This is a genomic window from Sporosarcina sp. ACRSM, from assembly GCF_022346545.1.
Classification (GTDB): domain Bacteria; phylum Bacillota; class Bacilli; order Bacillales_A; family Planococcaceae; genus Sporosarcina.
This window is the reverse complement of record NZ_JAKRNU010000008.1, coordinates 83496-97380: the sequence shown is the minus strand read 5'-3', so window position 1 is coordinate 97380 and position 13885 is coordinate 83496. Positions and strand designations below refer to the sequence as shown.

Below are 13885 nucleotides of genomic sequence, written 5' to 3'. Positions count from 1 at the left end.
TCAGTTTTAGTTGGATGAACTGTTCCAAGAAAGTTCGTTAAGCGAAAAATTATTCAAATAGATTGTTGAATAAAATGCCGACTTTGCCGAATAGCAGAATTTCGAGTTTTTCTATTCAAAAAAACATTGGTATTGTAATATTTGTACTACACGGAATATTCAGTTCTATATATTTGAAGTCAAGCATTTTAAGAGTAAATATTTAGGAGTGATATTGTTCAATCAAGTTATGAGAAGAAAAGATATGCAGATGTTTTTCATTGAAACGAAAGCGCTTTATATTGCGGGTGGGAAAATTTTAGCATACGAGGGGGATTAGCATGGAATTACAGTTTCTTGACACGACTTTCCGGGACGGTTCTCAAAGTCTGTGGGCAGCAGGGATGCGACCGGGCATGATGGAAGCGGTTGCAGAAGATATTGATCAATCAGGTTTTAAAGCGGTGGAAGTGCCGGTCATGCCGATTAATTTCAAAAAAATTGTGCGCGATTTAAAAGAAGATCCGTGGGAAATGGTGAATATGCTCGCGAAAAAAATGCCAAAAACAACAAAGGCTTTTATGGGCGAGCCAGCCATTTTTCCATTCGAAATCGTAGGTGCTCCTGAAGCGGTCGTTAAGCTTTATTATGAAAGGATCGTTGCAACTGGGGTATTGAATCGAGTCCAAATCATGGCGAATATATTTGGCAATGTCGATCGGCTCTATCCTTGGTATTTACCATTTTTACGAGAACAGAACTTGGAAGTTGCACTCGCTCTTTCCTATGCCGTATCTCCCCGGCATACAGATGAATATTTTGCGCAAAAAACGAAAGAATTGGTGGAGATGAAACCGGATGTGATCTATTTGAAAGATCAGGGCGGCTTGTTGACAGTTGATCGCATCCGTACATTAATCCCTATTATTTTGGAAAATGCAAATGGAATCCCGATCGAATTGCATTCCCATTGTACGACAGGTCAAGCAGAGCTTGTCTATCTCGAAGCAGCAAAATTAGGGATTCGGACTTTGCATACGGCGATTCCACCATTAGCGGATGGATCTGGTCAACCATCGATTTTTAGTACCGTTCAAAATGCAAAATATCTTGGATATACGTCCAATCTTGACATAGAGCGGCTTCAAAGGGCTTCGACTCGTCTGATGGAAATGGCGAAGCAGGATGACATGCCGATTGGTGCACCGCTACCTTATGATCATTCTCAATTTGTTTACCAAATACCTGGAGGCGTCATTTCCAACTTAAGACATCAACTGAAAGAATTAAAGCTTGAAAATCGTTTGGATGAAGTATTGGAAGAAACTGTGCATGTTCGGGAGGAGTTAGGCTATCCGGTAATGATCACTCCATATTCCCAGTTTGTTGTCAGTCAAGCGGCGATTAACGTTGCAACGGGTGAACGTTATAAAGTGGTCATCGATGAGTTGATCCAGTTTGCGCAAGGGACTTTTAGCGAGGATTCGGGCTATACATGGATGGATGAAAATTTAAAAGATAAAATATTATCTCTTCCGCGTGCGCAACAATTATCGACAGTGCCTGATGGAAGTACACCCCTTCATAAAATACGAGAGCAGTTTGGAGGCCCTACTCTTTCAGACGAAGAGTTCCTGCTTCGCTATATTATGAAAGGAACCCAAGAAATCGATGCGATGCGCCAAGCAGGACCACCTAGAAAGTATTTTTCTGCGACCGCGCCTTTAATACAGCTGTTGGATAATTTGAGTAAACAACCGGATATTAAACATATTCAAATACAAGGCCATAATCGTTCATTGTTATTAACGAATAATTGAGAATCAGGGAGGAATGGAAGATGAGTAAAAGTGTATTGAATATATTGAATGCAAATGATGTAGAAACATTGATGAAACTGATTCAAAAATTGGAGGAATCTTCTTTTAACTATTTAAAAATGGAAAACGGAGAGCATAAAATCATTATCGGCAAAAATGGTTATTCAGAACCATTTGTAGCCGGTAATGGAAATGTTGAGTTGAACGTGGGGCATTCAGAAGAATCTGCACAAAATACCCAGCATCATGAAACGACTGTCGCTATCACGCAACAAGCTGAAGCGGTAGCTACCGTTCAAGCGCCTCCTGTTAAAGAAATCGCTCTAGAACAGGAAGGGATTGAAATTATCAAAGCGACTACAGCCGGTCTATTTTATGCGCAATCTGAACCCGGTGCAGCCCCATATGTACAAGTTGGTGAGCAGGTTGATGAAGATACGACAATCGGTCTGATTGAAATTATGAAAGTATACAGTGCCATCTCGGCAGGTGTCTCCGGAGTGATTACCGCGATTCATGTTGAGGATGCGCAGCTTGTTGAATATGGACAACCTCTTTTCTCCGTCAAGGTAAAATAATTTTGAAGGCTGTTAGTTTGTCGGTGAATTATCTTCGGAGAGGAGCATTTAGCATGAAGATTTCACGTATTTTCATTATTAATAGAGGAGAAATTGCTGTTCGAATTATTCGAACGTGTAAAGTGTTGGGGATAGAAACCGTTCTTGCTGTTTCAGAAGCCGACCAACAGAGTTTGCCAGCAAGATTAGCAGATAAAACAGTTTGTATCGGCCCTGCCAATGCAGCCCAAAGCTATTTGAATATACCTATTATCATAACTGCAGCTCTATCAGTCGGAGCGGATGCTGTTCATCCTGGATACGGATTCCTTGCAGAGGTACCGGAATTGGCACAGGCTTGTAACGAGAATGGTCTGATTTATGTGGGGCCACAAGCGGACCATATCGCCAAGATGGGGAATAAGTTGGTTGCCCGAGCCATTGCGGAAGAGTGCGGAGTGCCAGTGCTTCCGGGATCGGAAAAAGTGTCCTCAGTGGAGGAAGTAATCCAGACGATTGAAAAGATCGGATTGCCGATCATGTTAAAAGCAGCGGCTGGTGGTGGCGGTCGTGGTATGAAAATCGTTACAAGTAAAGACCAAGTGAAAACTGTTTTTGAATCTGCCTCTGCTGAAGCCAATGCTGCATTTGGCGACGGGACGATGTATGTGGAAAAGTATATTGCGAACGCTCGTCATATTGAGGTGCAAATACTGGGCGATAAATTCGGTAACGTTCTTCATCTAGGGGAACGGGATTGTTCGACGCAACGTCGTCATCAAAAATTGATAGAAGAAGCTATGGCGCCCCTTATTTCAGAAGAGCTGCGTCAAGAGATTCGCAATGCAGCAGTAACATTAGCCAAAAACATTGCGTATGAAAATGCTGGAACCGTTGAATTTATCGTTGATCAAGATGAAGCCACTTTTTATTTTCTTGAAATGAATACGAGGATTCAAGTCGAACATCCTGTAACGGAAGCTGTAACAGGCATTGACTTAATTCAAGAACAAATCCATGTGGCGGAAGGAGAAGCGTTACGGTTGGCCCAATCGGCTATCGCTTTTTCCGGACACTCGATTGAATGCCGGATTAATGCCGAAGCGCCGGAAGAAGGGTTCCGTCCGACTCCCGGAATGATTACTAGATGGGAAATGCCACAAGGACCTGGCGTTCGAGTGGATACGCATTGCTACCAAGGGTACACTGTCCCTGTGTATTATGACTCGATGATTGCGAAAGTGATTGTCCATGGCAATGATCGTGCGCATGCCATTCAACGGATGTTAGTTGCTTTGGACGAATTTTCCGTTGAAGGTATTCAGACGACGATTCCATTTTTAAAGCAAGTGTTGCATGATAAGGATTTCGTTAGTGGCAATGTCAATACGCGTCTATTGGAAAAAGTATTGGTTTGACTAGTGCAATATAGATTATTCAAAAGGACTTTTGAAGATGTGATTTTGATATTATTTAACTTTTTGAGAGAGTTGTTCTGTTGCTTCATTAATCAGTTTGATAAATTGAGGCAACTTCTTTCTACTGAATCGTTGTGAAGGTCCAATCACCTCGATGGCTGCAATCGTTTTTCCGCTTCTTGTCTTGACTGCACTTGACACGGAAGTAACGCCAGAATAAGGTTCGTTGTTTGTGATCGCATATTTTTTTGTACGAATTTCTTCGAGTATATAGTCGATATTGTCGTAGGTTCCTTGCTCATCGATAGACTGAAAATAATGTTGGATTGCTTCTGGGTTTTCTTGCGCCAAAAGAATTTTTCCAGCACTGGTCGTATGTAATGGGAATTTTTGACCTTCATATGCATGATAGCCGATCGGGTCTGGAGAATTGGCACCATTGATGTAAAGCACATGTCCGTTTTGTCGAATGCCAAGCTGAGCTGTTTCATTTGTATGGATGGAAAGCTCTTTCAGAATTTCATGTGATGCGTGGATTAGCGGTGTAGACGATTGCAGGACTGCTCCTAAGGCAAGGATAGAAACCCCAAGCCGGTATTGGTTAGCATCCTTCACAAGAAAGCCTTCATGTCTCAATGTATTGAGCAGTCTATGGGCGGTACTTGGCGCGACACCGATTTGTTCAGCTGCTTCGTGCACGCCAAATTCTTCTTGCTCTGCGGAATAGAGATTCAGAATCCGCAGGGCATTGTCTAATGAAGAGTATTTTTTGTCGTTTGCCATCCAATCTCCCTCTATTCAAAAATAATGGCCGAGCCTATTTGAAATTTTTTTACTTGCTTCGACAACATGACCGGTAAGATAAGGAATGTCCTGTACATGGATTTGGCTCTCCCAACCGGTTACGCTCACTGCGGCTACAACTTGCCCCGAGTAGTCATAAATCGGAGCGCCGATGCTTACTCCTTGATGAAATTCGTTGACACAAACGGAATAACCTTGCCTTCTAATTTTGTCAAGATGCACTGATAGTTCATCGGAATTTTTAACTGTGTTTTTCCCGAATGATTGAAAGCCAATCGCTTCAATTTGTGCGAGCGTCGATTTGAAAGCGTCTTTTTGTTGAAAAGCTAGTATGATTTTGCCACAGCCTGTACAATAGGCCGGATTTTTCTTGCCGATATGCGAATTGAGACGAACCGGGTGAGGCGTTTCCAGCTTTTCAAGATAGACGATATCGATCCCTTCCAAAATGCCCAAATGAACGGAATGTCCAAGTTGCTGGACAAGGTTTTCCATTACTGGTCTCGCTTCCCGATGAATGATCATCGTTGTTTTAATGATGCCGGAAAGTGTCAATATCGAAAAACCTAATGAATAGCGTTTTGTTTTTTTATTCTTTTGTAAATAGCCATGTTCCACAAGAGTAGTAAGTAACCGATTTGTACTGCTTGTACTTAAATCGATGGCTCTTGAAATGTCCGATAAATTCCATTCAGGCTGTTCTTTTGTAAAAAGCCGCAGTATCGTAATGGCATTTTGCACGGTAGTGATCAAATATTTATCCACTAAACGATCTCCCCTTTCAATTACGCCTCGGCGTAATTGCGTCCAGATTTTGAATTGAGCAAAGCTCAATTAACTCCTTTCAAAATCTGTGACATCTGCCGGAGGCTTTATCTTCGTTCAGCTGGCGTTTGAATACCCGCTGAACAGTAAACAAGTCTGCATTCATCGTTCCACTTAGATAGGTGGGATACCTTTGTAGCTGACGCTTCGCTTTCAGTACAAAAACATTTGCTGAATGAAGATAAAAAAATTTTTTATTTTGCCACATAGCAGAATAGCGTATTTTTATATATGTCCACCTTATACTATCATAATTATCAGAAGAGATTAACTACTTTGTGTAATGGAGGATGAAGTCAATGACAGAGAAAATATTGGAAACTTATGATGTTCCGATGGATCAATTAAAGTTTGTTCAGGAAGAAAAGTTGCTAAAACAACTTGCGTATGTAGGTGAAAAATCGGCTTTTTACCAAAAGAAATTTCAAGATGCAGGTTTTACAGTCGACGATATCCGGAGCTATGAGGATCTTCGGAAATTGCCATTTACGGAGAAAAATGAATTGAGAGAGAGTCAACGACTTCAGCCGCCTCTCGGATACCATGCGGCTGTAGGAATGGAAGATATCATTCGGGTACATTCTTCTTCCGGGACGACGGGAAGACCGACCTATGTAGGGATTACGCGGAAAGATTATGATATGTGGAATGATATGATGGTCCGCGTTTTAGAAACACATGGCATTACAAAGAATAGTGTCGTTGTATTTGCAATGGGGCTCTCATTCTTTGTCGGCAGTTCGATGAAAGATGCCATTGAAAAACTAGGTGCCACTTTTATCCCGATCGGGACAGGTGCTTCGGATCGAGTCGTACGAAGCATTCAAGATATGAAAGCAGATGTCCTTTTTTGCACACCTTCCTACGCTGGGTATCTAGCAGAGTATATCCGAAAGAATTACAATATGGAGCCAAAGGAATTAGGCATTAAAATCATGTCTGTCGGAGGAGAACCTGGTGGCGGTCTGAAAGAAGTGAGAAGTAAAATCGAAACGGACTGGGGATGCAAGGTGATGGAAGCGATGGGGAATGCCGACATGGTGCCTGTCCTATTCAGTGAATGTCAAGAGCGGAACGGCATGCATTTTATCGGTTCCGATACGGTTATCTGTGAAATTATCGATCCAGAAACAGGTGAACCCGTACCGTTCGGTGACAAAATGGAAGGGGAGCTCGTCTATACGTCAATTGATCGGGAATGTGTGCCGCTCGTTCGATTCAGAACGAGGGATCTTGTGCAGGTAAATACAACGCCATGTGCTTGCGGTCGAACAAGTTTCCGTATGAAATGTATCGGCCGGACGGATGACATGCTCATTTTAAAAGGCGTTAATGTCTTCCCTTCGGCAATCAAAGATGTAGTGAGCAGTTTTAGCCCAAAGACGACGGGGGAAATTCGTATTGTTTTAGAAGAACGTCCGCCTCTTGTTAAAACAGCTTTACCGATCAAGGTGGAATATAGCGGAACGAAAAACGAGGAACAACTGCAAAAGTTAAAGCATGAAATCGAAGCTGAATTACGTTCTAAATTGATTTTTACCTCAAACGTACAACTTGTGCCAGAAGGGACATTGCCAAGATTTGAAATGAAAGCAAACCTTTTTGAACGATTGTATGAATGAATGTACAAGTAGAGAAAAATACGCTTTATTTCGTAAACGCTTACAATGCTATTTAATAGCGAGCTGCCATAAAAATTTCGATCGGGTGAAATAAATTTTTCACCCGATTCAATTACATTCAATCGTATGAATTAAGTTCACTAAAAGAATTCAAAGGAGGATACAGCTTATGAATAATGCTACAGAAACGTTAGAAAAACGGGTGATCAGAAAAACGATGAGAAGAATTTTGCCATTTGCCCTTCTATTATACATTATCGCTTATTTGGACAGGGTCAACCTCGGCTATGCGGCATTGCAGATGAATGCTGATCTCGCTTTAACTGCAGAAGTGTTCGGACTGCTATCAGGAATTTTCTTTATCGGCTATTTTCTGTTCGAAGTACCGAGCAATATGATCATGCATAAAGTAGGAGCAAAGATTTGGATTGCCCGCATTATGGTGACATGGGGTATCATTTCGTCTCTTACTGCCTGGGCGCAAACGCCGATGCATCTCTATATTTTACGATTTCTACTCGGAGTCGCGGAAGCGGGCTTTTTCCCCGGGATTATTCTATATCTTACTTATTGGTTCCGTGTTCAGGAAAGAGGACGGGCAGCTGCTTTCATCATCATTGCAATGCCGATTGGAGGCATGATTGGTGGACCTTTGTCGACATGGATCATGACAAATGTTGAATGGCTCGGTTGGACTGGCTGGAGATGGATGTTCGTTCTCGAAGGATTGCCAGCGGTTCTACTCGGAATTGTGACATTGTTTTACTTGACTGATCGTCCTCGTAAGGCTAAGTGGTTAACGGATGAGGAGAAGAACTGGTTAGAGACTGAATTGACAAAGGAACAGCAACAGAAAAAACAGACGACCAAAACGTCGAAAAAAGAGATGTTCAAGGACTCAAATATTTGGAAACTCTCATTCATTTACTTTTTAAATTTCGGCGCTGTTTATGGTTTGGCTTTCTGGCTGCCATCTATTATCAAATCCGTATCCGAGACGCTTTCGCTGACATCCATTGGGTGGCTATCGACCATCCCTTCGATCATCGCGATTCCATCGATGATTTTATGGGCATGGCATTCTGACAAAACGAATGAGCGCCGAGGCCATCTGATGATCAGTTTTGTGATTGCAGCCATCGGTTTTATCGGTTGCGGGTTTACTTCTAGTGCATATATGACCATTGCGTGCATCGCGTTCGCAGCGATAGGTTTATATAGTTTCTCAGGTGTGTTCATGTCTTATGTGACGACATTTTTTACGGATTCGACGGCACCTGTCGGTATTGCGACGGTCAATTCCCTAGCAAGCCTAGGTGGATTTTTTGGGCCGATGGTATTCGGTTACTTCACTTTTTCAACCGGAATGTTTTTTGTAGGGGCTCTCTTGTTTACAGCTTTTCTCGTTCTGTTGACGATGAAGAATAGAGAGCCGGAGCGGAGTGCGGTGGAAGCAAGTCAACAGCAAACTGTAAGCGCCTTCAAAAAGTAGAAAGGAATGAATCATATGAAACAAACAGATCGGACGGTTATCGTAACTGGAGCTGCACGTGGAATTGGTTTTGCAATCGCAAACGGGTTTATCCAAAATGGAGATTTTGTCATCATAGCGGATATTGATGGAGTGGAAGCAAACGAAGCTGCACGTCGGCTTGGTCCACGTGCAGTGGGATATCAACTTGATGTAGCGGATGAGGAAAGTGTTCGTGAATTCACGAATAAGGTTATTTCTGAAAGAGGTACAGTGCATGTTCTAGTGAATAATGCGGGACTTCAGCATATTGATAAAGTGGAAGATTTTCCAACTGACCGATGGTGTTTACTAATTGATGTCATGTTGACGGGCACTTTTTTAATGACAAAATATACATTGCCTTATATGAAAAATCAGCAGTATGGTCGCATTATTAATGTTTCTTCTGCGCACGGAAAAATGGCCTCACCGTATAAATCAGCATACGTATCTGCCAAGCATGGAGTCGTGGGCTTTACGCGAACTATTGCACTTGAAACAGCAACGGAAGGGATCACGGTGAATACGATCATGCCGGGACCTGTCAAAACCGAATTGATTGAAAAACAGATCGGTAAACTGGCGGAAGAAGACGGAATTTCAGAGGAAGAGGCGATTCAAAAACATTTATTAGGGAAGCAGCCAATGAAGCGGTTTATTGATCCATCGGAAATTGCGGGTACAGCGGTTTTCCTTGCATCAGATTCTGCTGCATCTATTACGGGAGATGCAATCAGTGTATCTGGGGGAATTTAAAGAATAAGGGAATTTTATATCTAACGTTAATAGAGCAGGTGCATGGATAAAATCATGTGCCTACTCCAATTTTATTGTTTAACGTCTTATCAAATTTCAAGCTGTAGATTAGTTATATTGAAATTTTATTTTTCATTGTTGCGCATACAGCAACTTTTAGTTGAATCATCGTGCATAATCTTCTAAGGTGATAATTAATTATGAAAATTCAGTCTCCGTGAGGTGGATAAAAAATTCGCATGGGTGTCCGTTTGATACATTAAATAAATAATCGGGCTTAAACTTTCGCTATCCATCCTTTAAATTACTGTTTGATCATCGATGTAGTGCGTTGTTAAATGGTGAATAAAAGCTTGAATCGCATAGGGAATAAAATCGCCTTGACGGTAAATAATCCCCACTTTTTTTATGGGTAAGGAATCAGAAATTTTGACTAGTTTTATGGGGAGATCCGTGACACCGTTCAAATATTGTCTTGGTAAAATTGTAGCCCCATTATGAAGGATGGTCATCCGGACCAATGAGTAAATATCCGATAGCTCGACAATTGGATTTAATGTAAAACCTAATTCTAGACAATGCTTGTCGATAGATTGTCTAAGTAGGTAATGTTCAGGTAATAAGAAAATGGGTTGTGATTGAAGTTCTTCCAATTGAATCTCTTCTTTTTCGGCAAATGGGTGCGTGATGGATACCGCTACGGAAAGTTCTGATGAGAATAATGGAATTGTTTCTAACTGCTGATGGTAAATGGGCAGGAAAACAACGCCCATGTCCAATTCGGAGTTAAGGATTTTGAGAACGGTTTCTTCGGTAGTAAGATCGAAGACGGATAATTTAATGTTAGGATATTGTTGATGAAAGGATAGAAGTGAAGCATACAGTAGATGGTTTCCAGATGTTCCGATTCGAAGTTGTCCGCGATTCAATCCCTTTAATTCTTGTATTTTTTCTTTTGCGATTTCCATTTCAAGAAAAATACGATTTACGTGTTCAAGAAGAATAGTGCCAGCAGCCGTTAATTCGATTTTTTTTCCTACTCTCAAGAATAGATCGTCTTCTAGCTGACTTTCAAGCAAGCGAATTTGTTGGCTTAATGTAGGCTGGCTTATCCCAAGTTTTTCAGCTGCTCTCGTAAAATGGAGCTCTTCACATACCGTTTGAAAATATTTTAACAGTCGTAGTTCCATTATTCCACTCCGTCCATAGATAGTGACTATTAAGATAATAGATATAATAGTATTGTACTATTGTTCTGAATCGAATACAATATTCTTGAGAGTTATTTCAGATAATTTGAAATTAACTAAAATGTTGAATAGAGAGGGTGGAGATTCATTGGGAAATCGTTACACGACGAGCTCAGCTTTTTTAGAAGCACTTCAGGAGGCGGGCGTTACACATTTATTCTCCAATTTCGGAAGTGATCATCCGGCTATCATTGAAGCACTGGCATTGGCAGAAAAAGAAGGGAAAGAGTTGCCGAAAGTGATTACGTGCCCTCATGAAATGGTTGCATTGAGTGCTGCACATGCATTTGCACAAGTGAGCGGAAAAGCACAAGCTGTCTTCGTACATGTGGAATGTGGGACGCAAAATCTAGGAGCAGGTCTGCATAATGCATGGAAAGGGAGAACGCCAGTTCTCATCTTTGCGGGAAGTTCACCTTATACACAAGAAGGCGAATTATTAGGCAGTCGAAACGAATTCATTCATTGGATCCAAGATGTACCTGATCAGCGGGGTATTGTAAGGGGTTACATGAAGTATGACAATGAAATTCGTACTGGAGCAAACGTTAAGCAACTTGTTCATCGAGCACTACAAATTGCGGAGAGTAGTCCGAAAGGACCTGTCTATTTAATGGGTGCACGGGAAGTGATGGAGGAAGAAACAACACCGATTCAGATGAATACCGATCTATGGCAACCCATTTCGCCGCGTGCATTGGCGCCAAAGGAAATTGCGCCGTTTGTTGAAGATTTGAGGAAGGCAAAAAATCCACTCGTTATCACTTCATATATCGGGAAAAACAAGGCTGCGGTTCATGAATTGGTCAAATTTTGTGAGAGTCTTGCAATTCCTGTGTTGGAATCCGTGCCTAATCATATGAATTTCCCATCGACGAACCTGCTCCACTGTGGCTATCAATGGAATACGCCAGAGCAGAATGCGTTGATTGAGGAAGCAGATTTCATACTTGTCATCGAAAGCGATGTTCCATGGATTCCGCTGATCAATAAGCCATCGAAAGACTGTACGGTTTACTATATTGACGAGGATCCACTGAAAGAGGGCATGCCACTCTGGTATATACCATCCAAACGCTTCTTTGCTGCAGATGCAGAAACGGCATTGCAACAGTTGAATGTAGCAATTGCAGCACTGGATGTGAATCAGGCTGAAATCGTGAAACGTCGGGCTAAAGTAGAAGCATACCATAACGAACAGCGCGCTAATTGGGCAAAAGCGGAAACCTATTCAGAAGGAATCATGACGGCGGAATATGTAACCGCATGTATTCGTGAATATTGTGATGAAAATACAATTGTTATAAATGAAGGAATCTCGAATTTTCAAGCATCCTATACACATCTCCAAATGTCGGAAACGGGTTCCATTTTAGGAAGTGGTGCAGGAGGACTCGGTTGGAATGGTGGTGCTGCGGTCGGTGCCAAGCTGGCGGATCCATCCAAAACGATCATTAGTATCACTGGAGATGGCTCGTATATGTTTAGCGTTCCATCAAGCGTACATTGGCTGTCAAGAAAATATGACGCTCCCTTTTTAACGGTGATTTATAATAACCGGGGCTGGAAATCTCCGAAACTATCGACACTTGGCGTTCATCCGGATGGGGTTGCAAACGAAATGAATGAGTTTTTCGTTGACTTCACGCCGCATGCCGATCTATCAAAAATTGCGGAAGCAGCGGGTGGTGCGTTTGCGCGAAAAGTGGAAAATCCAGCAGAAGTGAAGGAAGCGCTAAAAGAAGCTATTGCGGCCGTAAGATCAGGTCGTTCAGCGGTTTTAGATATTTATTTACCAGCAATTCAAGAAGAAAACAAAATGAAAGTGGGGAATGAACATGCAACAGTCTGAAACTATCACTAAAAACGCTTTTACAGGAGAATTAGTCAGAGGAAATAGTTACATTAATGGACGGTGGGTCGAAGGGAAAAGCGATCGTACCTACAAAAACGTCAATCCTTATGACAATTCGGTCATCGCAGAAATTAAATTAGCGTCCAAAAAGCAGGTGGAGGAAGCTTTTCAATCGGCAGCAGAAGCGCAGAAGAAATGGGCAAAATCCTCAGTTGAAGAACGCAAGCAAGTGATCGAAAAGGCGATCCATTATTTGACCGACCATCGTGAAGACATCGTACAACTCATTAGCCGTGAGACGGGCGGTACGCTTTTAAAAGCGAATGTTGAACATCATCTGGCGATGGAAGTTCTTGAAGAAGCGTTGAATTATGTGGACGAAGTCGGAAACGTCCAGGAAGTTCCCGGAGGACCAGACGGAAAAATCAATAAAATCTATCGTCTGCCACTCGGCGTTATTTCCACCATTTCACCGTTCAATTTTCCGGTCAATCTATCGATGCGGGCAATTATTCCAGCCATTGCGCTAGGAAATGCAGTTGTTCATAAGCCGGATATTCAAGTGGGGCTTGTCGGCGGCGTGTTATTCGCAAAAGCGTTTGAATATGCGGGGCTTCCGGCTGGAGTCTTTAATCTCATATTAAGTGATATTGATGAGATCGGAGATGAGATGTTGACGAACCCGATCCCGCGTCTCATCAGTTTTACAGGTTCAACAGCCGTCGGGCGTCATATCGGTTCCATCGCCGGCCGGAATTTGAAACGGGTTGCGCTGGAACTGGGAGGAAACAGCCCCTTTGTCGTGCTTGCCGACGCGGATGTTGACCAAGCTGTCAACGCAGCTATTTTTGGAAAGTTCATCCACCAGGGACAAATCTGCATGATCATTAACCGGATCATTGTCCACAAAGATAAACATGATGAATTTGTGGAGAAGTTTACGGCACGGGCGAAGGAACTAAGTTGTGGAAATCCACAAGATCCAAAGACTGTCATCGGACCGCTAATTAATGCGCGCCAACTGGAAAAAGCGGTTGGCTTTGTGGAGCTGGCGAAAAAAGAAGGGGCGACAATGGTTCTGGAAGGAAAAAGAGAAGGGAATGTCTTGACGCCGTATGTCTTTACAGAAGTAAAAAATACGAGCGAAATCGCCCAAACGGAACTATTTGCGCCAATTGCGCTCATCATCAAAGCAGAAACGGATGAGGAAGCTGTGGAAATGGCAGGAGAAACAGCACATGGGTTGAGTTCTTCCATCTTTACAAGTGATTTGAAAAAAGGGGAGCAGTACGCAGTGGCACTTGATACGGGGATGACGCATATTAACGATCAAACTGTAAATGATGCGCCGAATATCCCATTTGGGGGGACTAAAGCAAGCGGACTCGGCCGGTTCGGCAATCCGTGGGTCGTTGACGAATATACAACATTGAAGTGGGTTTCCGTCCAAACGAAGGAAAGGGCGTTTCCTTTTTAATCGAATACA

11 protein-coding genes are annotated in these 13885 nt (G+C 42.4%); 8 read left to right on the top strand and 3 right to left on the bottom strand.

The genetic code is table 11. The annotated features are described in order from the left end of the window. Positions 1–320: 320 nt before the first annotated feature. Genes MHZ95_RS13670 through MHZ95_RS13660 form a run of 3 tightly spaced genes read left to right on the top strand, consistent with a single transcriptional unit; the run spans position 321 to position 3774 of the window. Entirely contained in the window at positions 321–1799 is a 1479-nt protein-coding gene (locus tag MHZ95_RS13670) for a hypothetical protein (protein WP_239391338.1), read from the top strand. A 20-nt stretch (positions 1800–1819) separates the two neighbouring features. Continuing rightward, a complete protein-coding gene (locus MHZ95_RS13665) occupies positions 1820–2377 on the top strand; it encodes an acetyl-CoA carboxylase biotin carboxyl carrier protein (protein WP_239391337.1) in 558 nt (185 codons plus the stop codon). A 53-nt stretch (positions 2378–2430) separates the two neighbouring features. Beyond that, positions 2431–3774: an acetyl-CoA carboxylase biotin carboxylase subunit gene (locus MHZ95_RS13660; RefSeq protein ID WP_239391336.1), complete on the top strand. Its 1344-nt coding sequence runs from the start codon at positions 2431–2433 to the stop codon at positions 3772–3774. A 51-nt stretch (positions 3775–3825) separates the two neighbouring features. Here the strand turns inward: MHZ95_RS13660 and MHZ95_RS13655 are convergent, their stop codons facing one another. Together MHZ95_RS13655 and MHZ95_RS13650 are read right to left on the bottom strand one after the other, a co-directional pair. Beyond that, entirely contained in the window at positions 3826–4557 is a 732-nt protein-coding gene (locus MHZ95_RS13655; RefSeq protein ID WP_239391335.1) for an IclR family transcriptional regulator, read from the bottom strand. A 15-nt stretch (positions 4558–4572) separates the two neighbouring features. Further along, entirely contained in the window at positions 4573–5343 is a 771-nt protein-coding gene (locus tag MHZ95_RS13650; protein WP_239391334.1) for an IclR family transcriptional regulator, read from the bottom strand. A 359-nt stretch (positions 5344–5702) separates the two neighbouring features. Here MHZ95_RS13650 and MHZ95_RS13645 point away from each other — a divergent pair, with 359 nt between their 5' ends. From MHZ95_RS13645 to MHZ95_RS13635, 3 genes are all read left to right on the top strand, one after another. Continuing rightward, positions 5703–7025: a phenylacetate--CoA ligase family protein gene (locus MHZ95_RS13645; protein ID WP_239391333.1), complete on the top strand. Its 1323-nt coding sequence runs from the start codon at positions 5703–5705 to the stop codon at positions 7023–7025. A gap of 169 nt (positions 7026–7194) precedes the next feature. Then, positions 7195–8517 carry an MFS transporter gene (locus tag MHZ95_RS13640; RefSeq protein WP_239391332.1) on the top strand — a complete coding sequence of 441 codons (1323 nt, stop codon included), beginning with the start codon at positions 7195–7197 and terminating at the stop codon, positions 8515–8517. Between the two features lie 15 nt (positions 8518–8532). Further along, positions 8533–9294, top strand: coding sequence for a 3-hydroxybutyrate dehydrogenase (locus MHZ95_RS13635; protein ID WP_239391331.1), 762 nt, complete (start codon positions 8533–8535; stop codon positions 9292–9294). Between the two features lie 299 nt (positions 9295–9593). On the opposite strand, the gene MHZ95_RS13630 is transcribed toward MHZ95_RS13635, so the two are convergent. After that, positions 9594–10484 carry a LysR substrate-binding domain-containing protein gene (locus MHZ95_RS13630; RefSeq protein WP_239391330.1) on the bottom strand — a complete coding sequence of 297 codons (891 nt, stop codon included), beginning with the start codon at positions 10482–10484 and terminating at the stop codon, positions 9594–9596. 148 nt (positions 10485–10632) lie between these two features. On the opposite strand from MHZ95_RS13630, the gene MHZ95_RS13625 reads away from it, so the two are divergent. Next, positions 10633–12396 (top strand): thiamine pyrophosphate-requiring protein, encoded by a 1764-nt coding sequence (locus MHZ95_RS13625; RefSeq protein ID WP_239391329.1) that lies wholly within the window; start codon positions 10633–10635, stop codon positions 12394–12396. Further along, on the top strand, positions 12383–13876 hold the full coding sequence (locus tag MHZ95_RS13620) for an aldehyde dehydrogenase family protein (protein WP_239391328.1): 1494 nt from the start codon (positions 12383–12385) through the stop codon (positions 13874–13876). The genes MHZ95_RS13625 and MHZ95_RS13620 overlap by 14 nt, the downstream gene beginning before the upstream one ends. Positions 13877–13885: the final 9 nt, after the last annotated feature.

What these genes read in the sequence shown, in the direction of transcription:
- MHZ95_RS13660 (WP_239391336.1), top strand. Translation starts at nt 2,431, where the DNA reads ATGAAGATTTCACGTATTTTCATTATTAATAGAGGAGAAATTGCTGTT.
- MHZ95_RS13665 (WP_239391337.1), top strand. Translation starts at nt 1,820, where the DNA reads ATGAGTAAAAGTGTATTGAATATATTGAATGCAAATGATGTAGAAACA.
- MHZ95_RS13620 (WP_239391328.1), top strand. Translation starts at nt 12,383, where the DNA reads ATGCAACAGTCTGAAACTATCACTAAAAACGCTTTTACAGGAGAATTA.
- MHZ95_RS13645 (WP_239391333.1), top strand. Translation starts at nt 5,703, where the DNA reads ATGACAGAGAAAATATTGGAAACTTATGATGTTCCGATGGATCAATTA.
- MHZ95_RS13635 (WP_239391331.1), top strand. Translation starts at nt 8,533, where the DNA reads ATGAAACAAACAGATCGGACGGTTATCGTAACTGGAGCTGCACGTGGA.
- MHZ95_RS13640 (WP_239391332.1), top strand. Translation starts at nt 7,195, where the DNA reads ATGAATAATGCTACAGAAACGTTAGAAAAACGGGTGATCAGAAAAACG.
- MHZ95_RS13670 (WP_239391338.1), top strand. Translation starts at nt 321, where the DNA reads ATGGAATTACAGTTTCTTGACACGACTTTCCGGGACGGTTCTCAAAGT.
- MHZ95_RS13630 (WP_239391330.1), bottom strand. Translation starts at nt 10,484, where the DNA reads ATGGAACTACGACTGTTAAAATATTTTCAAACGGTATGTGAAGAGCTC.
- MHZ95_RS13655 (WP_239391335.1), bottom strand. Translation starts at nt 4,557, where the DNA reads ATGGCAAACGACAAAAAATACTCTTCATTAGACAATGCCCTGCGGATT.